At 68.4% G+C, this 18,848-nt stretch carries 17 protein-coding genes and 1 riboswitch; of the genes, 12 read left to right on the top strand and 5 right to left on the bottom strand.

Translation table 11 applies throughout. The features are described 5' to 3' along the window. Window positions 1-38: 38 nt before the first annotated feature. The 3 genes from JVH1_RS05185 to JVH1_RS05175 are packed head-to-tail and all read left to right on the top strand — an operon-like array spanning window position 39 to window position 4,515. Window positions 39-3,293: an error-prone DNA polymerase gene (locus tag JVH1_RS05185; protein WP_009479438.1), complete on the top strand. Its 3,255-nt coding sequence runs from the start codon at window positions 39-41 to the stop codon at window positions 3,291-3,293. Window positions 3,294-3,316: 23 nt separating this feature from the next. Then, a complete protein-coding gene (locus JVH1_RS05180) occupies window positions 3,317-4,210 on the top strand; it encodes a DUF4349 domain-containing protein (RefSeq protein WP_029539465.1) in 894 nt (297 codons plus the stop codon). Next, window positions 4,207-4,515 carry a rhodanese-like domain-containing protein gene (locus JVH1_RS05175; protein ID WP_005257071.1) on the top strand — a complete coding sequence of 103 codons (309 nt, stop codon included), beginning with the start codon at window positions 4,207-4,209 and terminating at the stop codon, window positions 4,513-4,515. Before JVH1_RS05180 ends, JVH1_RS05175 begins: the two co-directional genes overlap by 4 nt. A gap of 21 nt (window positions 4,516-4,536) precedes the next feature. On the opposite strand, the gene JVH1_RS05170 is transcribed toward JVH1_RS05175, so the two are convergent. After that, window positions 4,537-5,586: a TDT family transporter gene (locus tag JVH1_RS05170; RefSeq protein ID WP_009479440.1), complete on the bottom strand. Its 1,050-nt coding sequence runs from the start codon at window positions 5,584-5,586 to the stop codon at window positions 4,537-4,539. An 89-nt stretch (window positions 5,587-5,675) separates the two neighbouring features. Here JVH1_RS05170 and JVH1_RS05165 point away from each other — a divergent pair, with 89 nt between their 5' ends. After that, window positions 5,676-6,620 (top strand): LysR family transcriptional regulator, encoded by a 945-nt coding sequence (locus JVH1_RS05165; RefSeq protein WP_009479441.1) that lies wholly within the window; start codon window positions 5,676-5,678, stop codon window positions 6,618-6,620. Here the strand turns inward: JVH1_RS05165 and JVH1_RS05160 are convergent. Beyond that, window positions 6,601-7,068 carry a tRNA (cytidine(34)-2'-O)-methyltransferase gene (locus JVH1_RS05160; protein ID WP_025432262.1) on the bottom strand — a complete coding sequence of 156 codons (468 nt, stop codon included), beginning with the start codon at window positions 7,066-7,068 and terminating at the stop codon, window positions 6,601-6,603. The two genes, JVH1_RS05165 and JVH1_RS05160, sit on opposite strands and share 20 nt — an antisense overlap. Window positions 7,069-7,111: 43 nt before the next feature. Between JVH1_RS05160 and JVH1_RS05155 the strand changes: the two genes are divergently transcribed. Genes JVH1_RS05155 through JVH1_RS05145 form a run of 3 tightly spaced genes read left to right on the top strand, consistent with a single transcriptional unit; the run spans window position 7,112 to window position 8,897 of the window. Further along, on the top strand, window positions 7,112-7,717 hold the full coding sequence (locus JVH1_RS05155; RefSeq protein ID WP_009479443.1) for a pentapeptide repeat-containing protein: 606 nt from the start codon (window positions 7,112-7,114) through the stop codon (window positions 7,715-7,717). Between the two features lie 33 nt (window positions 7,718-7,750). Continuing rightward, window positions 7,751-8,611 carry a bifunctional methylenetetrahydrofolate dehydrogenase/methenyltetrahydrofolate cyclohydrolase gene (locus tag JVH1_RS05150; RefSeq protein WP_192817881.1) on the top strand — a complete coding sequence of 287 codons (861 nt, stop codon included), beginning with the start codon at window positions 7,751-7,753 and terminating at the stop codon, window positions 8,609-8,611. Between the two features lies 1 nt (window position 8,612). Continuing rightward, the gene (locus JVH1_RS05145; protein WP_043782102.1) at window positions 8,613-8,897 is read left to right on the top strand and encodes a DUF3017 domain-containing protein; all 285 of its coding nucleotides are present in this window, start codon (window positions 8,613-8,615) and stop codon (window positions 8,895-8,897) included. 31 nt (window positions 8,898-8,928) lie between these two features. Here the strand turns inward: JVH1_RS05145 and JVH1_RS05140 are convergent, their stop codons facing one another. Both JVH1_RS05140 and JVH1_RS05135 read right to left on the bottom strand, forming a co-directional pair. Continuing rightward, the gene (locus JVH1_RS05140; protein ID WP_043782105.1) at window positions 8,929-10,053 is read right to left on the bottom strand and encodes a homoserine O-acetyltransferase; all 1,125 of its coding nucleotides are present in this window, start codon (window positions 10,051-10,053) and stop codon (window positions 8,929-8,931) included. After that, window positions 10,050-11,333, bottom strand: coding sequence for a bifunctional o-acetylhomoserine/o-acetylserine sulfhydrylase (locus JVH1_RS05135; RefSeq protein WP_005257028.1), 1,284 nt, complete (start codon window positions 11,331-11,333; stop codon window positions 10,050-10,052). Before JVH1_RS05135 ends, JVH1_RS05140 begins: the two co-directional genes overlap by 4 nt. A 114-nt stretch (window positions 11,334-11,447) precedes the next feature. Continuing rightward, window positions 11,448-11,568: riboswitch (SAM riboswitch) on the bottom strand. A gap of 274 nt (window positions 11,569-11,842) precedes the next feature. On the opposite strand from JVH1_RS05135, the gene JVH1_RS05130 reads away from it, so the two are divergent. The 5 genes from JVH1_RS05130 (at window position 11,843) to yhjD (ending at window position 17,445) form a co-directional block, all read left to right on the top strand. Then, a complete protein-coding gene (locus tag JVH1_RS05130; RefSeq protein WP_009479447.1) occupies window positions 11,843-13,066 on the top strand; it encodes an NADP-dependent isocitrate dehydrogenase in 1,224 nt (407 codons plus the stop codon). A 198-nt stretch (window positions 13,067-13,264) separates the two neighbouring features. Beyond that, the gene (locus JVH1_RS05125) at window positions 13,265-14,488 is read left to right on the top strand and encodes an MFS transporter (protein ID WP_009479448.1); all 1,224 of its coding nucleotides are present in this window, start codon (window positions 13,265-13,267) and stop codon (window positions 14,486-14,488) included. Between the two features lie 35 nt (window positions 14,489-14,523). Next, complete coding sequence (locus tag JVH1_RS05120) at window positions 14,524-15,330, top strand: exodeoxyribonuclease III (RefSeq protein WP_009479449.1); 807 nt, start codon at window positions 14,524-14,526, stop codon at window positions 15,328-15,330. Window positions 15,331-15,382: 52 nt separating this feature from the next. Further along, entirely contained in the window at window positions 15,383-16,417 is a 1,035-nt protein-coding gene (trpS, locus tag JVH1_RS05115) for a tryptophan--tRNA ligase (protein ID WP_011598206.1), read from the top strand. Beyond that, on the top strand, window positions 16,414-17,445 hold the full coding sequence (gene yhjD, locus JVH1_RS05110) for an inner membrane protein YhjD (protein WP_043782109.1): 1,032 nt from the start codon (window positions 16,414-16,416) through the stop codon (window positions 17,443-17,445). Before trpS ends, yhjD begins: the two co-directional genes overlap by 4 nt. Before the next feature lie 18 nt (window positions 17,446-17,463). Here the strand turns inward: yhjD and JVH1_RS05105 are convergent, their stop codons facing one another. Then, window positions 17,464-18,744: a D-alanyl-D-alanine carboxypeptidase family protein gene (locus JVH1_RS05105; protein WP_009479452.1), complete on the bottom strand. Its 1,281-nt coding sequence runs from the start codon at window positions 18,742-18,744 to the stop codon at window positions 17,464-17,466. Window positions 18,745-18,848: the final 104 nt, after the last annotated feature.

Here is an 18,848-nt window from a genome sequence, read left to right as displayed (position 1 = left end):
TCGGCACGGCACGTGCGCGACATGAAGAGGTGTGCCAGATGGGTTGGGGAAACGGTCCGCCGACGTGGTCCGAGATGGAGCGCGTCCTGTCGGGCAGGCCGGGGCGGGTCAGCCCGGAGTCGCTGTACCCGGGCGACGGCGGCGACAGCCCCGCGTGGTCTCGCAAGCGGGGTGAGTACCGGGCGGGCCCGCAGGAGCGGGCCGGCTCCACCGTTCCGTACGCCGAACTCCACGCGCATTCGGCGTTCAGTTTCCTCGACGGCGCCTCCCCGCCGGAAGAGTTGGTGGAGGAGGCCGTCCGGCTCGGTCTCGAGGCCATCGCACTCACCGACCACGACGGGTTCTACGGTGTGGTCCGGTTCGCGGAGGCGGCGAAGGAACTGAACATGCGCACCGTGTTCGGGTCCGAACTGACGTTGGACGACGCGCACCTGCTGGTGTTGGCGCGAGGCCAGGAAGGGTACCGGCGGCTCTCCCGGGAGATCGCGGCGGCCCATCTCGCGGGCGGGGAGAAGGGCAAGCTGCGCTACGACCTCGACCGTCTCACCGACGCGGCCGGGGGGCACTGGCAGATCCTGACCGGGTGCCGGAAGGGGCATGTGCGTCAGGCGCTGGCCGACGGTGGCCCGGACGCCGCGGCCGCCCGGCTGCGGGAGCTGATCGACCGGTTCGGGGCCGACCGGGTCACGGTGGAACTCACCCATCACGGCATCGCGGAGGACGCCGAGCGCAACGCCTCCCTCGCCGAACTCGCACAGCAGCACGGACTTCCTGTGATCGCGTCCACGGCGGCGCACTTCGCGGGACCGCCGCGCCGGAGACTGGCCATGGCGATGGCCGCCGTCCGGGCCCGGCAGAGCCTCGACGACGCGGCCGGGCACCTGGCGCCCGCCGGGGGAGCGCACCTGCGGTCCGGTGAGGAGATGGCGCACCTCTTCGCCGCGTACCCGGAAGCCGTCCGCGGTGCCGCGGACCTCGGCCGGGAGTGTGCGTTCGACCTGCGGCTCATCGCGCCGCAACTGCCACCGTTCGACGTGCCCGACGGGCACACCGAGGCGAGCTGGCTGCGGCAGCTCACGATGGACGGGGCCCGCCGACGTTACGGTGCGCCTGCGGACCGGCCGGAGGCCTACCGGCAGATCGAGCACGAACTGGACATCATCACCGGGCTGAACTTCCCGGGCTACTTCCTGGTGGTCCACGACATCGTGTCGTTCTGCAAGAACAACGACATTCTCTGCCAGGGAAGGGGTTCGGCGGCCAACTCCGCCGTCTGCTACGCCATCGGCATCACCAACGTGGATCCCGTCCGCAACAAGCTGTTGTTCGAACGTTTCCTCTCGCCCGAACGCGACGGCCCGCCGGACATCGACGTCGACATCGAATCCGATCGGCGGGAGGAGGCCATCCAGCACGTCTACGCCAAGTACGGACGCCAGTACGCGGCGCAGGTGGCGAACGTCATCACGTACCGCGGAAAGTCCTCGGTGCGGGACATGGCCCGGGCGCTGGGTTTCTCGCAGGGGCAGCAGGACGCGTGGAGCAAACAGGTCAGCCGCTGGGGCGGCATCGGGAAGGAGGTCGGCACCGACATTCCGCCCGCCGTCCTCGAACTGGCCGCCCAGATCGAGGGGTTTCCGCGGCACCTCGGCATCCACTCGGGCGGCATGGTGATCTGCGACCGGCCGATCGCCGACGTGTGCCCGGTGGAGTGGGCGCGTATGGAGAACCGCAGCGTTCTGCAGTGGGACAAGGACGATTGCGCGGCGGTGGGTCTGGTGAAGTTCGACATGCTGGGTCTCGGCATGCTCTCCGCGCTGCACTACATGATCGACCTCGTGGCCGAGCACAAGGGGATCGAGGTGGATCTGGCGCAGCTGGACCTCTCCGAGGAAGCCGTCTACGAGATGTTGCAGCGGGCGGACTCGGTGGGGGTGTTCCAGGTGGAGTCACGGGCCCAGATGGCCACCCTGCCGAGGCTGAAACCGCGGAATTTCTACGACCTGGTGGTGGAGGTGGCGCTCATCCGTCCCGGTCCGATCCAGGGCGGATCGGTGCACCCGTACATCCGCCGCCGCAACAAGCTCGAACCGGTGACCTACGACCACCCGTCCCTGGAGAAGGCGCTGAAGCGGACGCTGGGTGTGCCGCTGTTCCAGGAGCAGTTGATGCAGATGGCGGTCGACGTCGCGGGTTTCAGCCCGGCCGAGGCCGACCAGCTCCGCCGGGCCATGGGGTCCAAGCGGTCGCCCGAGAAGATGGAACGGCTGAGGGGGCGGCTCTACCAGGGCATGCGGGAGTTGCACGGGATCGGCGACGACGTGGCCGACCGGATCTACGAGAAGCTGTACGCCTTCGCGAATTTCGGTTTCCCCGAAAGTCATTCGCAGAGTTTCGCCGCCCTGGTGTTCTATTCGTCGTGGTTCAAGCTGCATCACCCGGCGGCGTTCTGCGCCGGTCTGCTGCGGGCGCAGCCGATGGGGTTCTACTCGCCGCAGTCGCTGGTGGCCGACGCCCGCAGGCACGGGGTGCCGGTGCACGGCGCGGACATCAATGCGAGTCTCGCGCACGCCACCGTCGAGGCGGGCGGGACGGAGGTGCGTCTCGGGCTCGGGGAGGTGCGGCACATCGGGACCGCGCTGGCCGAGCGGATCGTCGAATCCCGCGGCGACGGAGGTCCGTACACGTCGTTCCTCGACCTCACCGGCCGGGTGGAACTGAGTACGGCGCAAGCCGAATCGCTGGCTACCGCAGGTGCTCTCGACAGTTTCGGGTTGTCCCGCCGGGAGGCGTTGTGGGCGGCGGGCGCCGCGGCGGGGGAGCGCCGCGACCGGCTGCCGGGGATCGGGGCATCCACCCGCGCGCCGACCCTGCCGGGGATGAGCGATCTCGAACTGGCCGCGGCGGACGTGTGGGCCACCGGGGTGTCACCGGACACGTACCCCACCCAGTTCCTGCGCCCGCAACTCGACGCGCTGGGGGTGATCCCGGCGGCGGGCCTGCTCGATGTTCCCGACGGCGACCGGGTTCTGGTGGGTGGGGCGGTAACCCACCGGCAGCGCCCGGCGACGGCCGCGGGGGTCACGTTCATCAACCTCGAGGACGAGACCGGGATGGTCAACGTGGTGTGTTCGGTGGGGTTGTGGGCGAAGTACCGCAAGCTCGCCAACACGGCGCCCGCACTGCTGGTGCGCGGCAAGGTGCAGAACGCGGAGGGGGCGGTGACGGTGGTGGCGGATCGGCTGCAGCTGATGGATTTGCGGGTGTCCGCCAAATCCAGGGACTTCAGGTGAGCAGGCACCGCTAGCATTCGGACATGAGGAGATACGTCGTGTCGGTGATCGTCGTGGCTTCGCTGGCGCTCGCGGGGTGTGGTGGTTCCGGCAGTGATTCCTCCCAACCGTCGCTCGCCCCGACACCCGGGGACTCGAGCCAGATGGAAATCGGTGGCGCGGTACAGCAACCCGCGAAGGACCAGGCGCCCACCGACCGCCAGGAGATCATCACCGGTCAGGTCGCGCTCACCGCGGACGACCCGGTGGCGGTCGGCAGGCAGATCGTGGACAAGGTCGACGATCTGGGCGGACGCGTCGACCAGCTCACCGAACAGCCGGGCTCCGACGACCAGGACGCGAGCAGTTCCCTGACCATCCGGGTGCCCGCCGACTCGCTCACGCAGACGTTGGACGATCTGCGGGAACTGGGCAAGGTCACCAGCGTCAGCGTCACGAAGAGCGACGTGACGATGCAGTCGCAGGATCTCGACGCCCGGATCGGCGCGTTGACGGCGTCCGTCACCCGGCTGCAGGGGCTCATCACGTCGGCGGCGAACACCGCGGATCTGATCGAGGCCGAGAGGGCGTTGTCGGAGCGTCAGGGCGAACTGGACAGCCTCACCGCTCAGAAGCGGTCGCTGAGCGACCAGGTGGCACTGGCGACGCTCATGATCGACGTCACCGCCACGGATGCCGAGCAGCCCAGTCCCGGTCCGGACAACTTCTGGGAAGGTCTCGTGGCGGGCTGGCACGCCCTGCTGTCTGCGATCAAGGGCGGTGCCGTGGTCGTGGGGGCGCTGATTCCCTGGTTCGGTTTCGTGGCCGTCATCGCACTGGTCGTGTACGGCGCGTACCGTCTGCGCCGGATGTACAACAGGCCGGCCGGCCCACCGCCGGGCCCGGCGCCGGAACGAGAAGAGGCGAAGACGCAATGATCGAAGTCGACCTGAATGCCCTGGACGGTGCGTTGGCGTCGGGTGCCCCCGTCATCGATGTGCGCGAGGCCGACGAGTACGCCCAGGCGCGGGTGCCGGGTGTGACGCTGATTCCGCTCAGTGAGTTCGTCGCGCGCGTGGACGAGATCCCGGAAGCCGAGGTCGTCTACGTGATCTGCGGGGTGGGCGGCCGGAGCCTGCAGGCGGCGGAGTACCTGAACGCGCGGGGGATCAACGCCGTGTCGGTCGCGGGCGGGACGTCCGCGTGGATGCAGTCCGGACGCCCCGTCGAGTCGGGCGCCTGACACCCGGATCAGGGTTCGCGGTCAGCGCGCCGCGCTGAGGGCGTGCCCCGCGGAATCGTCGCGGACCGAGCGCCCACCCCGTTGCCCGGCGGCGTGCCGCACTGTGCGCACCGCGACGGTGCTCCAGATCAGGACCAGCGCGCACCACAGGGTCATGCCCGCGCCGACGATCACCACCGAGTCCAATGCGACGCCGAGCGAGTTCGCGCCCAGCGCGCACGTGCCGACGGGGAACGTGAAACTCCACCAGCCGGGCGTGAACCCCAGTCCGCGGCGAAAGGCCCTGACGGTCACGGTGACCAGCGTCACGAGGGCGAGGACGCCGAGCGCGCCGACGGTGGTCCCGTAGACCACGCCCACCGAGTGGAGCCAGGCGTGGCCGGATACCCCGCCGAGCAGATTGATCGCCGCCACCGACTGGCCGATCACGCCGAGCGGAATCCAGAGGGTGGGCACGAGTGGGGTGTCGGGGAGCCCCTTGCTCAGCAGATGGCGTCCGACGACGACGGCGACGGTCAGCGCGGCGCTCAGCGCCAGCGCGAACAGCGTGTAGCAGAGCGCCAGCATCGCGATCTGGGGCGCGCCTTCCGGGAGGTGCTTGACCAGCGCGGCACCGGTGGCGGCCGACACCATCGGCGGCACGACGGGCATCAGCCAGGACGGCACCGGAGTCACCTGGTGAGGCCGGGTCAGCCGGCGCGCCATCACCACGTAGGTGACGAGCCCGATGACGGTCCCGATCGTCCACAGGGTGGCCGACGCGGTGACGGCGACACCGCCGAGAAGTGCGCGACCCGCGGATCCGGTGCCGGCGCCGACTGTCAGCACCGCCATCGACACCGCGCCGTAGAACGGGAACATCGTATGGCTGCGCGCGTCCGCGAGTGCGTCGTCGCGGCGACGGATCCAGTGCCGCACCAGTGCGGTGGTCAGCACCACGAGCAGCGTCGCGGCGATCAGCCAGAAGATCTCGGCGGCCGTCCGGGCCACCGGACCGCCTGCCGGAAATGCCGCGGCGACGACTGCGACGATGCCGGTGCCCATCACTGCTGCGAACCAATTCGGGGTCATACCTAGAGCTTGCCGACGCATCGTCGTGGCCGGTAGAAGGCTTGTCGTTGAATACCCACAAATCGCGTTTGTGGGACTAGCCTTGGGTTGTGCCGCTGTCTCCCCGAGTACCCGAACTCAGTGCCCTCGACGTCCTGCTGTCCGTCGAGCGGCTCGGAAGCATGGGGGCGGCGGGGCGTGAACACGGGCTCAGCCAGCAGGCCGTCAGCGCCCGGGTGCGTTCGGCCGAGCGTCAGTTCGGCATCAAGGTGTTCAGCCGCGGCGCCAGCGGGGTGCGGCCCACGTCGGAAGGCGCGCTCATCCTCGAATGGGCGAGTCACATACTCGCCACGGCCGAGGAACTGGCGTCGGGAGTCGCGGCGCTGCGCGGCGAACGGCAGGCCGGGCTGACGGTGGCGGCCAGCATGACGATCGCCGAGTACCTGGTTCCCGGGTGGACCGTCGCGATGCGGCGCAAGTACCCGAACGTGGTCACCAACGTGCGGCTGCTCAACTCGTCCGAGGTGACCGCCCGGGTGCTGTCCGGTGAGGCGGATCTCGGGTTCGTCGAGGGCCCGGACATTCCGGCGGGACTGCAGGTACGGGAGATCGGCCGCGACCACCTGGTGGTCGTGGTGCCGCCCGAGCACGAATGGGTCCGCCGGTCACCGATTTCCGTGTCCGAACTCGCCGCGACGCCGATGATCCAGCGTGAGTCCGGTTCCGGGACGCGCACCACCCTGGAGAACGCGGTGCCGCAGTGCGTTCCGCCGTTGCTGGAGCTGACGTCGTGCACGGCGGTGAAGGCGGCGGTCGTGGCGGGTAACGCTCCGGCGGTTCTGTCCTCGCTGGCGGTGGCCGCCGACCTGACGGACGGCCGCCTCGCCTCCGTTCAGGTGGAGGGGTTGACGCTTCCGCGGCGGCTCTCCGCCGTCTGGGACCCGGTGCGCGGCGTTCAGGGTGCGGCGCGCGACTTCCTCGACATCGCGCTCGGTGCCAGCGCGGCCGCCGGTGTCGGGGCCGCAGTCGTCGGAGCTACAGCGCAGCCCCGCTGAATCCGTGCTGGCGCCACGCCTCGTACGTGACGAGGGCGGCGGCGTTCGACAGGTTCAGCGACCGGCGGCCGGGAAGCATGGGGATGCGGAGCCGCTCCGTCACGTGGGGATCGGCCAGCACCTCCTCCGACAGTCCGGTGGGTTCGGGACCGAACAGCAGAACGTCGCCGGGCTGGTAGGCGATGTCGGCGTACGACACGGTGGCGTGCGCGGTGAACGCGTACACCCGCGCGGGCTCCAGCGCAGCCCAGGCCGCCTCCAGGTTCTCGTGCACGGTCACCGACGCCAGGTCGTGGTAGTCGAGTCCGGCACGTTTGAGTTTCGGCTCGGACAGGTCGAATCCGAGTGGACCCACGAGGTGCAGCTCGCACCCGGTGCCTGCAACCATGCGGATGGCGTTGCCGGTGTTGGGTGGGATTCGGGGTTCGTGGAACATCACTCGGAACACCCGCACAGCTTAGGGGCACACCGCGAGGCGGCATGATGGACGCATGGATCCGGCAGAAGAGGTGGTGGGTGAGGACTACGGCGACGCACGACTCCCCGCGCAGAACTGGCGGCGGCGGCACTACACGAAATGCAACTTCCGCGACGCCGACCTGAGTGAACTCCGCACCGAGTCGGTGATCTTCACCGAATGCGATTTCACGGGCGCCGACCTCGCCGAGTCGAATCATGTGGGGACGGCGTTCCGCTCGTGCTCGTTCACCCGAACAACGCTGTGGCACAGCGAGTTCCGTAACTGCAGCTTCCTCGGGTCGGAGTTCGACAACTGCCGGCTGCGCCCGATGGTCTTCGACGAATGCGATTTCACGCTCGCGTCGCTGGGCGGCGCCGACCTGCGCGGACTCGATTTCACGGACTGCCGGTTCCGGGAAGCCAACCTCGTCCGCACGGACCTCCGGCGCGCCGTGCTCCGGTCGGCGGATCTGTTCGGCGCCCGCACCGGCGGCGCGAAATTCGACGGCGCGGACCTGCGCGGGGCCCACGTCGACGCGAACCTGTGGACGGCGGTCTCGCTGGACAAGGCGCAGATCGAACTCACCCAGGCCATCGCGTACGCGACCGCCAACGGGCTCGTGGTGGAACCGACCTGACGCGTGTATGGCGAACCTGAGAGAATGGGGCACGTGACTGCAACGATCCTCGATGGCAAGGCGACCCGCGACGAGATTTTCGAAGACCTGAAGGTGCGGGTGAGCGCCCTGAAGGACAGGGGCATCACGCCCGGTCTCGGCACCGTTCTGGTGGGGGACGACCCGGGGTCGGCCGCCTACGTGCGCGGGAAGCACAACGACTGCGCGAAGGTCGGGATCACCTCGATCCGCCGCGACCTGCCCGGCGACATCACGCAGGAGAAGCTCGACGCCACCATCGACGAGCTCAACGCCAACCCGGACTGCACCGGCTACATCGTGCAACTCCCGCTGCCGAAGCAGCTCGACGAGAACGCCGCCCTCGAGCGCATCGACCCCGACAAGGACGCCGACGGCCTGCACCCGGTCAACCTGGGCCGGCTGGTGCTGGGCAAGGAAGCGCCGCTGCCGTGCACGCCGCGCGGAATCCTGCACCTGCTGCGCCGGTACGAGGTGCCGATCGAGGGGGCGCACGTCGTCGTCGTCGGTCGCGGTGTCACCGTGGGCCGCCCGATCGGTCTGCTGTTCACCCGGCGCAGCGAGAACGCCACCGTCACCCTCTGCCACACCCGCACGCGGGACCTCGGAGCGGAGGTCCGCCGCGCCGACATCGTGATCGCGGCGGCCGGTGTTCCCGGTCTGATCACGGCCGACATGGTCAAGCCCGGTGCCGCGGTCCTCGACGTGGGTGTGAGCCGCACCGCGGACGGGCTGCGCGGCGACGTGGCGGCGGATGTCGCCGAGGTCGCCGGCTTCCTGTCCCCGAACCCCGGTGGCGTCGGGCCGCTCACCCGTGCCTTCCTGCTGACCAACGTCGTGGAGCGGGCCGAGCGTGTCGCAGCGTCTCTCGGCTGAGATGGCCGACTGGGGGCAGTTCGCGAAGAAGAATCTGCCGATGCTCGCAGTCCTCGTCGTCATCCTCGTCGCCGTCGTGTTCGTGCTCGCGGATCGGTGGCGGCGAGGCGCGTTCGTGTTCGGCGTGGCCACGCTGCTCGCGGCGGTGTTCCGGTTGATGATGCCGTCGGAGCGCGTCGGACTGCTCGCGGTGCGCAGCAAGCCTTTCGACGTGGGTGCGCTGGTGGCCGTCGGGGGCGCGATCGTGTGGCTGGCCGTGTCGATCGACCCGCTCGGAACCGACTAGCGGTCCGAGCGGGTGTCGTCCCGCACGGGGGTCAGCGTCCCGCGCGGGCCAGTTGCATCGTCTCGGAGAGCAGTTTCGCGACGGCGGCGGCCTCGGTGAGGAACCCGTCGTGGCCGTCCCGTGAGTTGAGCACCCGCAGACCGTCGCAGGTGGGGATGTCGTTGGCCAGATCCTCCTGCAGGCGGATCGGGTACAGGCGGTCGGAGTCGACGCCGCCCACGATGACGGGTGCGGTGATCGTCCCCAGCGCCGCGGCGATGCCACCGCGACCGCGGCCCACGTCGTGCCGGTTCATGGCCTCGGACAGCAGCACGTACGTGCTCGGGTCGAACCTGCCGACCAGCTTGTCGGCCTGGTGCTGCAGATAGCTCTCGACGGAGTACCGGCCGCCGCGCCACGGGTCCTCGCCGTCCTGCGGCGAGTTCGCGAACCGGGAGTCGAGTTCGGCCTCGCTGCGGTAGGTCAGGTGCGCGATCCGGCGGGCGATGCGCAGTCCGGCCCGGGGGATCCGGCCGGTGCCGTGATAGTCGCCGCCCTGCCAGTCGGGGTCGCTGGTGATGGCCGCGATCTGAGTGGTCTGCGTGCCGATCTGGTCGGCGGTCGCGCGGGCGCCGACCGCGAGAATGAGCGCGGACGCCACCTGGTCCGGGTAGGTGACGGCCCACTCGAGCGCGCGCATTCCGCCCATCGAACCGCCGACGACGGACGCCAGCTTGTCGATGCCCAGCAGGTCGGTGAACTTCTTCTCGGCCGCGATCTGGTCGCGGATGGAGATCTCCGGGAAACGGCTGCCCCACGGGCGCCCGTCCTCGGCGATCGAACCGGGACCGGTGGTGCCGCGGCAGCCACCGAGGACGTTGGTCGCGATGACGCACCATTCGTCGGTGTCGATCGGCGCACCCGGACCGACCATCCCGGTCCACCAGCCGGGGGAGGGGTGTTCGTCGGTGACGGGTCCGGTGACGTGGGAGTCGCCGGTGAGGGCGTGCTCGACGAGCACCACGTTGTCCCGGTTCGGGGACAGCTCACCCCATCGCTGCACGGCGAGGGACACCGACGGGATCACTGTTCCGCTCTCGAGTTCGAGCGATCCGATGTCGATGGTGCCGAGACGTCCGTCCGCCACGGGCAGGTTCTGTACAGCGCTCACGGTCAAGATGCCGCCGCCGTGAGTCCGGTCTCGATATCGGCGATGATGTCGTCGATCCCTTCGATGCCTACAGCCAGGCGGACCAGTCCGGGGGTGACGCCGCTGGCGGCCTGCTCCTCGGGGGTCAGCTGGGAGTGTGTGGTGGACGCCGGGTGGATCACCAGCGAGCGGACGTCGCCGATGTTCGCGACGTGGCTGTGCAGGGTGAGCGCGTTGACGAACTTCTTGCCGGCGTCGATGCCGCCGGCGAGTTCGAACGTCACGATGGCGCCCGCACCCCGCGGCGCGATCTGCTTCGCACGGTCGTGCCAGGGCGAGGACGGAAGCCCGGCGTATCCGACGGACACGACCTCCGGCCGCGCCTCCAGGTACTGGGCGACGGCGGTCGCGTTGGACACGTGCCGTTCCATCCGAAGGCTCAGCGTCTCGAGACCCTGGGCGATGAGGAACGCGTTGAACGGGGAGATCGCCGAGCCGAGGTCGCGGAGCAGCTGCACGCGCGCCTTGAGGGCGAACGCGGGCGGTCCGAGTTCGGAGTAGACGACGCCGTGGTAGCTCGGGTCCGGGGTGGTGAAGTTGCCGTGGCGGCCCTGGGTCCAGTCGAACGTGCCGCCGTCGACGATGACTCCGGCGATCGCCGTGCCGTGGCCACCGAGGTACTTGGTGGCGGAGTGCACCACGATGTCCGCACCGTGCTCGAGGGGGCGGATCAGGTAGGGGGTGGCCACCGTGTTGTCGACGATCAGCGGGAGCCCGTGCTGATGTGCGATCCCAGAGATGCCCGGCAGGTCGAGGACGTCGTTGCGGGGGTTGGAGATGGTCTCGCCGTAGAACGCCTTCGTGTTGTCCCGGACCGCGTCCTTCCACTGCTCGAGGTCGTCGGGGTCCTCGACGAACGAGACCTCGATGCCGAGCTTGGGCAGCGTGTAGTGGAAGAGGTTGTAGGTGCCGCCGTACAGCCGCGGGCTGGAGACGATGTGGTCGCCAGCCTCGGCGAGGTTCAGGATCGCGATCGTCTCGGCGGCCTGCCCGGAGGACAGCAGCAGCGCGGCGACGCCGCCTTCGAGGGCGGCGATGCGCTGCTCGACCGCGTCCTGGGTGGGGTTCATGATGCGGGTGTAGATGTTGCCCGGCTCGGCCAGACCGAACAGCGCGGCAGCGTGATCGGTGCTGTCGAACGTGTACGAGGTGGTCTGGTAGATCGGCAGCGCCCGCGCCTTGGTGGTCGCGTCGGACGTCTGCCCGGCGTGGATCTGCTTGGTCTCGAACGACCAGTTCTCGGTCATGTGCTGTCTACTCCAGTGGTCTGACGAGGCGCGACAGAGTTGCTGGTTCGTTCGCGCGCAGGGCTTGTCTGGGGTCTATCTACGACAACAACACATCATGAACCTCCGATGTCGGACCCGCGCTTGTCACCCGACTGTTGTATGAATCAGGGAACCAGGTCATCACCCGGGGCACCCCACCGCGGTGGAGGGTTGCCGGCCAGCTAGCCGGGGCTCGTTGCTGGCACTCATGACCTGGAGTGAATCTTAGCGGCTGGGGTGGAACGACCGGAAACGGCACCGATTCACGGCCACTAGCAGGGAAAAGTTACCCGCGAGTAGGGACGGCCTGCGTGCCCCACGTGTTGCGAGCGTGGCGCATAGCAGTACGCTTGTCTTGTTTACGTGCGGTCTCCCAGCGGCCGCCTCGACCGTCTACGTTTGAAAAGCGAACCGTTCGCGGACCCACTCACAAAGTGCGCCCGCAACCGTGTAACCAGGGAAACTTCCTAGGAGGACGCGAAGCACCCATGTCCAAAATCAAGGTTGAGGGCACCGTCGTCGAACTCGACGGCGACGAGATGACGCGCATTATCTGGCAGTTCATCAAAGACAAACTGATCCATCCTTACCTGGATGTGAATCTCGAGTACTACGACCTCGGCATCGAATACCGGGACGAGACCGACGACCAGGTGACCATCGACGCGGCCAACGCCATCAAGAAGCACGGCGTCGGCGTCAAGTGCGCGACCATCACCCCGGACGAGGCACGCGTCGAGGAGTTCGGTCTCAAGAAGATGTGGCGGTCGCCCAACGGCACCATCCGCAACATCCTCGGTGGGACGATCTTCCGCGCGCCGATCATCATCTCCAACGTTCCGCGACTGGTTCCGGGCTGGACCAAGCCGATCATCATCGGCCGTCACGCCTTCGGCGACCAGTACCGCGCCACCGACTTCAAGGTCCCCGGCCCCGGCAAGGTGATGATCACCTACACGCCCGAGGACGGCAGCGAGCCGATCGAGCACGAGCTGGTGAACTTCCCCGAGGGTGGCGGCGTCGTCCAGGGGCAGTACAACTTCACCAAGTCCATCGAGGACTTCGCGCGCGCCTCGCTCAACTACGGCCTGCAGCAGAACTACCCGGTGTACCTGTCGACCAAGAACACCATCCTCAAGGCGTACGACGGCGCGTTCAAGGACATCTTCCAGCACGTCTACGAGACCGAGTTCAAGTCGGAGTTCGACGCGGCAGGACTCACCTACGAGCACCGACTCATCGACGACATGGTCGCGTCGGCGCTCAAGTGGGAGGGCGGCTACGTCTGGGCCTGCAAGAACTACGACGGCGACGTCCAGTCGGACACCGTCGCGCAGGGCTTCGGGTCGCTCGGCCTCATGACCTCCGTGCTGCTGACCCCGGACGGAAAGACGTGTGAGGCCGAGGCCGCACACGGCACCGTGACGCGTCACTTCCGTCAGCACCAGCAGGGCAAGCCGACGTCCACCAACCCCATCGCGTCGATCTTCGCGTGGACCCGTGGACTCGAGCACCGCGGCAAGCTGGACAACACCCCCGACGTCATCGGCTTCGCCCAGAAGCTCGAAGACGTGGTCATCAAGACCGTCGAGGGTGGCCAGATGACCAAGGACCTCGCGATGCTGGTCGGCGGCGACCAGGGCTACCTGACCACCGAGGAGTTCCTCGGTGCGCTGGACATCAACCTCCAGAAGGCCATCGCCGAGCAGTAGGCATCGAGCCACAGCGCTACCGACGGGACGTCCCTCACGGGGCGTCCCGTTCGGCGTCTCCGGGCCCGGGTGAGTCATCTCACGGTCGCTCGATGCGCCAAAAGCGGAATCCGGGGAAGAGAATTTCGATGTGGGTCGTTGCGCAACGAGGCGCCGTGCGCCGCGTAGCCGTCTCCCTGCCTAGTCGAAAGTTCTTCTGTGAGCACTTCCACCCCCGTCCGCCCCGAGCACCTCGGTGTCATCGCCCAACATCCGTCCGTTCGCAAGCTCGCCATGATCGCGCTCGCGCTCGGTGGCTTCGGGATCGGGACCACCGAGTTCGTGGCGATGGGGCTGCTGCCCGAGATGGCGTCGAGTCTCGGGATCACCGAGCCGACGGCCGGGCACGTCATCTCGGCGTATGCGCTGGGTGTGGTCGTGGGCGCGCCACTCATCGCCGCGCTGACCGCGCGGGTGCCCCGTAAGACGCTGCTGATCGCGCTGATGGCGGCGTTCACGATCGGCAACGCCGCCACCGTGTTCGCGCCGAACTACGGTGTGCTGATGGCCGCGCGGTTCGTGGCGGGCCTCCCACACGGCGCCTACTTCGGTGTCGCGGCCCTCGTGGCGGCGCACCTCGCGGACCGCGGCCAGCGGGCCAGGGCGGTCGCTCTCGTGATGATGGGACTGTCGGTGGCCAACGTCGTCGGCGTTCCCGTCGCGTCGTGGCTGGGCCAGACGCTCGGCTGGCGCAGCGCCTTCGCTCTCGTGGCCGTGATCGGTGTGGCGACACTGGGCGCGATCTGGTCGTGGGTGCCCGCGCTCGCCGCCATGAGGATGTCGAATCCCCTCACCGAACTCGGTGCCCTGCGCCGCGCGCAGGTGTGGATGACGCTGATCATCGGCATGGTCGGGTTCGGCGGCATGTTCGCCGTCTACACGTACATCAGCACGACGCTCACCGACGTCGCCGGCCTGTCGCGGTCGCTGGTGCCGCTGGCCCTGATGATCTACGGGCTGGGCATGGTCGCGGGCAATCTGATCGGCGGCCGGCTCGCCGACCGGGCGCTGCTTCCCGGTCTCTTCGTATCGATGACGGCGCTCGGGGTGTTGCTCGGCATCTTCGTGATCGCCTCCCACAACCCGTACACGGCGCTGCTGCTGGTCTTCTTCGTCGGCGCGGCGGGTGCGTCGATGGTTCCCGGTTTGCAGACCCGGCTGATGGACGTCGCCGCCGACGCCCAGACCCTCGCCGCCTCGCTCAACCACGCGGCCCTCAACATCGCGAACGCGTTCGGGGCGTGGATCGGCGGTGTCGTGATCGCGGCCGGCCACGGCTACACGGCGCCCGCCGCGGTCGGTGCGCTGCTCGCCGTGGCGGGGCTCGTGGTCCTCACCGTGGCGGTCGCGATGGAACGCCGCAGCGCCCGTTCGTCTCGGTAGCCGCGCTGTCGTACGCGTCCGCTACGGTGCTTGCCGTGCCACACATCATCACCACCGTCAATGTCAACGGCGTTCGCGCCGCCGCCCGCAAGGGGCTCACCGAGTGGATCGAGCGCACGGAGGCCGACGTCGTGTGTCTGCAGGAGACGCGGGCGTCCGACGAGCAGCTCGCCGAGACGCTCGTGCCCGCTCTGGAGGGCGGATGGAACCTGGTGTCCGCGGAGCCGTCGTCGAAGGGGCGCAACGGCGTCGCCATCCTGTCCCGGAAACCTGCCGACGCCTTCCGCGTCGGCCACGGTGACGACGAGTTCGCGACCGCGGGCCGCTACCTCGAGGCAGACTTCGACGACCTGACCGTCGCGAGCCTGTACCTGCCCTCCGGGGAGGCCCAGACACCGCGGCAGGAGGAGAAGGAGCGGTTCATGGACTCCTTCGCCCGGTACCTCACCGCCACCGCAGCGGCCGCCGTCGCGGCAGGCAGGCACGTCGTGGTCTGCGGCGACTGGAACATCGCCCACACCGAACTCGACCTGAAGAACTGGAAGACCAACAAGAAGAACTCCGGTTTCCTCCCGAACGAGCGCGAGTGGCTCGGGGCACTGTTCGCCGAGGACGCGCACTGGACCGACGTGGTCCGGCAGCTCAATCCCGACGTCGCCGGGCCGTACTCCTGGTGGTCGTACCGTGGGAAGGCGTTCGACAACGACTCCGGCTGGCGCATCGACTACCAGATCGCCACCCGGGAACTGGCGGAGCGGGCCAAGCAGGCCGTCGTCGAGCGCGCCGAAACCTACGACCAGCGGTGGTCCGATCACGCGCCGGTCACCGTCCAGTACCGGTGACGGCCGGTATCTGATTCGTGTCGTCACGGCGCACGTGAAAAGATCAGTACTCATGTCGACCCCTGCAGCTCAGAAACCCACCGCGAAACCGCGGGTGCTCTCCGGCATCCAGCCCACCGCCGACTCGTTCCACCTCGGCAACTTCCTGGGTGCTCTGCAGCAGTGGGTGCCTCTGCAGGACGACTTCGACGCGTTCTACTTCATCCCCGACCTCCATGCGATCACGGTGGCGCAGGACCCGAAAGAGCTGCGCCGTCGCACGAAGATCGCGGCGGCGCAGCTGCTGGCGCTCGGAATCGACCCCGACCGCGCCACGCTGTTCGTGCAGAGCCAGGTGCCCGAGCATGCGCAGCTGGCGTGGGTTCTCAACTGCATCACCGGTTTCGGTGAAGCGAGCCGGATGACGCAGTTCAAGGACAAGTCGGCCAAACAGGGCAGTGAGAACGCGAGCGTCGGCCTGTTCACGTATCCGGTGCTGATGGCTGCCGACATCCTGCTCTACCGTCCGCAGCGCGTCCCCGTCGGCGAGGACCAGCGTCAGCATCTCGAACTGTCCCGCGATCTCGCCCAGCGGTTCAACACCCGGTTCGGGAAGGCGTTCGTCATTCCCGAGGCGCAGATCATCAAGGGCACCGCCAAGATCTACGACCTGCAGGATCCGACGTCGAAGATGAGCAAGTCCGGTCCGAGCCCCGCGGGGCTGATCAACCTTCTCGACGACCCCAAGGTGTCGGCGAAGAAGATCAAGTCCGCGGTCACCGACAACGAGCGGGAGATCCGCTACGACCCGCAGGCCAAGCCCGGTGTGAGCAACCTGCTCACCATCCAGTCCGCGCTGTCCGGCACGCCGGTCGAGACGTTGGTGGCCGGGTACGAGGGCAAAGGGTACGGCGACCTGAAGACCGATACGGCCGATGTCCTCGCCGAATTCGTGACACCGTTGAAAGCGAAGGTGGAGGGGTACCTCTCGGACGAGGCAGAACTCGATCGGATCATCGCCGCCGGTGCCCACCGCGCCCGTGAGGTGTCGTCGCAGACTCTGGCGGCCGTATACGAGAAGGTTGGGTTTCTGACACCGAAGGGATGAGCACTGTGGCTGACGAACCGAGTTTTCTCGACAGGCAGCGGGCAGCGCGCCCCTGGTTCGACCATCTGATGCGGGCCGCACAGCGGTATCAGCAGCAGAAGGGCGACTATTACGCGGCGGGGATCACGTATTTCAGTGTGCTCGCACTGATTCCGATCCTGATGGTCGCGTTCGCCATCGCCGGTTTCGTCCTCGCCGGTCAGCCGGAGTTGCTGCAGGAACTGCAGGACAGCATCACCAAGAACGTTCCCGGAAGTCTGGGTGACACGCTCAACACGGTCATCGATTCGGCGATCGCGTCCCGTGCCAGCGTGGGTGTACTCGGCCTCCTCGGTGCCGCCTACGCGGGACTCGGGTGGATGGCGAACCTGCGCGACGCGCTGACGGCGATGTGGGAGAGCCAGCGCGAGTCGAAGGGATTCGTGCGAACCAAACTGGGCGACGCGGCCGCTCTGCTCGGGCTGGGTCTGGCGATGGTGGTCTCTCTCGGATCCTCCGCGCTGAGCAGCGGCCCGGTGGCCCGCACGGTGGTCGAGGTGCTCAATCTCGACGACGTGCCCGGCGTCGACGCCGGGTTGCGCGCACTGTCGACCGTGGTGTCGCTGGTCGCGACGTGGGCGGTGTTCGCCTGGGTGATCGCCCGACTGCCCCGAGAGCCCGTGACATTCCGCAGTGCGCTCAAGGCGGCCCTGCTCGCGGCCGTGGTGTTCGAGATCTTCAAGCAGGTCGGTGCCATCTACCTCTCGGCGGTCACCGCGGGTCCCGCCGGTGTCGCGTTCGGTCCGATCATCGGTCTGCTCGTGTTCATCTACCTGACGTGCCGGATGCTGCTCTTCTCGACGGCGTGGGCCGCGACCAGCCGCGCCAGCCTTGCGCTCGCTTTCGTGCCGCCGCCGGATCCGGCCGTCATCAACCCCCGGATCGAGGTGCACGAGGGTCCGGGTGTGCGTGGGGGACTCGCACTGGTCGGTGTGGGCGCCATCGCTGCGCTCGGACTGTCCGGACTGTTCACCCGCAACAGGCGCTGAGCCGGGCGCCGGTGTTCGTCAGCGCCTGCGGGACAGCCGACGCGCGCCGAGCACGAGCATGAGCACGACGGCCGTCCCCACGATCCCCACACCCGCCCGCAGGGCGAGTGTGTTGTGGGGGTGGTCGGAACCCGACGCGACGACGGAACTCGTCGCGGCGGCCGAATCCTGTTGCGGCGGTGCGGCAAGCACCGCGGCGGAATCGGATTCGGCCGGATACAGGTCTTCGAGTGATCCCACCTGGGCGTCGCGGTCGAGGGCGAAACCGTAATCCAGCAGTCGTGCCGCCTGCTCCCACGGCCGGATCGGCTGGGCTTCGGCGCCCATCAACGTCACCATCAGGCGGCGACCGTCGTGATCGGCGCCGCCGACATACGTGTGGCGGGCGTCGTCGGTGAACCCGGTCTTGCCGCCCAGTGCGCCGTCGTAGTTGTAGAGCAGCTGATTGTCGTTGGCCAGTGCGAACGGGGGCCGGTCCTGATCGTCCGGGATCGCCGGATCCTTCGGGAAACCCGGGAACTGCACCGTCTCGGTGGAGATCAGCTCCGCGAACGTCGGGTTCTTCATCGCGGTATGGAAGATGAGTGCGAGGTCGAACGGTGAGCTGCTCATTCCGGGGCCGTCGAGCCCCGACGGGGTCGCGGTCCTCGTGTCGTGCGCGCCGAGGGTGTCGGCGAGGTGGTTCATCTTGTCGACCGTGGCGGCGTCGCCGCCGAGTTGCCGGGCGAGGAGGTGGGCGGCGTCGTTCCCCGACGCCATCACCAGGCCCTGCATCAGCTGCCGGTTCGTGTACTGACCGTTCTTGCCGATCCCGACGGCGCTGCCCTCCACCGCGGCGTCCTCGGCGGTGGCGGTCACGGTCTTGTCGAGATCCAGTTCGCTCAGCGCGACGAGAGCCAGCAGCATCTTGATCGTGCTCGCCGGCCGGTAGCGGCCGTGCGGGTCTTTCGCCGCGAGCACGTCGCCGGTGTCGATGTCCGCGACCACCCAGCCGGACGCCGCGATGTCGGCGGGTAGCGCGGGCGCGTCGTCGGGAAGGATCACCCCGCACTCGGCCAGCTTCGGCCCGCCCACCGGCTCGTCGGGCACGGACACGGCGCTGGGTGCCGGATCACCCGGCTGGGGTACCTCGGACAGGTCGATCGCAGGCGCGGGGGCCGACCTGTTGGGGCAGTTGTCGGTGTTCGGGGTGGCGAACGGTGTGGAGGTGGGGGAGGAGGGCGCTGCAGGCGGAATCGCCCCGGCAGCACTCACCGAGAGTCCGGCCAGCAGGGTTCCGGACACGACCGCGGTACACACTCGACGCCACATCATCGAAGAGGCAGCGTATGCGACGACCGGTCGACTTCCGAAAACGGACACGTGTCGACACGATTTCGTGACGTCGGCGCGACCGTTCCGGA

The sequence above is a fragment of the Rhodococcus sp. JVH1 genome, from assembly GCF_000280725.2.
In the GTDB taxonomy this organism is placed as follows: Bacteria; Actinomycetota; Actinomycetes; order Mycobacteriales; family Mycobacteriaceae; genus Rhodococcus_F; species Rhodococcus_F jostii_A.
This window is presented reverse-complemented; position numbering and strand designations above follow the sequence as displayed.

Bases quoted from the DNA above. Each gene is read 5' to 3' on its own strand.
- JVH1_RS05185 (WP_009479438.1), top strand. From the start codon at position 39: ATGGGTTGGGGAAACGGTCCGCCGACGTGGTCCGAGATGGAGCGCGTC.
- JVH1_RS05180 (WP_029539465.1), top strand. From the start codon at position 3,317: ATGAGGAGATACGTCGTGTCGGTGATCGTCGTGGCTTCGCTGGCGCTC.
- JVH1_RS05175 (WP_005257071.1), top strand. From the start codon at position 4,207: ATGATCGAAGTCGACCTGAATGCCCTGGACGGTGCGTTGGCGTCGGGT.
- JVH1_RS05170 (WP_009479440.1), bottom strand. From the start codon at position 5,586: ATGACCCCGAATTGGTTCGCAGCAGTGATGGGCACCGGCATCGTCGCA.
- JVH1_RS05155 (WP_009479443.1), top strand. From the start codon at position 7,112: ATGGATCCGGCAGAAGAGGTGGTGGGTGAGGACTACGGCGACGCACGA.
- JVH1_RS05145 (WP_043782102.1), top strand. From the start codon at position 8,613: ATGGCCGACTGGGGGCAGTTCGCGAAGAAGAATCTGCCGATGCTCGCA.
- JVH1_RS05135 (WP_005257028.1), bottom strand. From the start codon at position 11,333: ATGACCGAGAACTGGTCGTTCGAGACCAAGCAGATCCACGCCGGGCAG.
- JVH1_RS05130 (WP_009479447.1), top strand. From the start codon at position 11,843: ATGTCCAAAATCAAGGTTGAGGGCACCGTCGTCGAACTCGACGGCGAC.
- trpS (WP_011598206.1), top strand. From the start codon at position 15,383: ATGTCGACCCCTGCAGCTCAGAAACCCACCGCGAAACCGCGGGTGCTC.
- yhjD (WP_043782109.1), top strand. From the start codon at position 16,414: ATGAGCACTGTGGCTGACGAACCGAGTTTTCTCGACAGGCAGCGGGCA.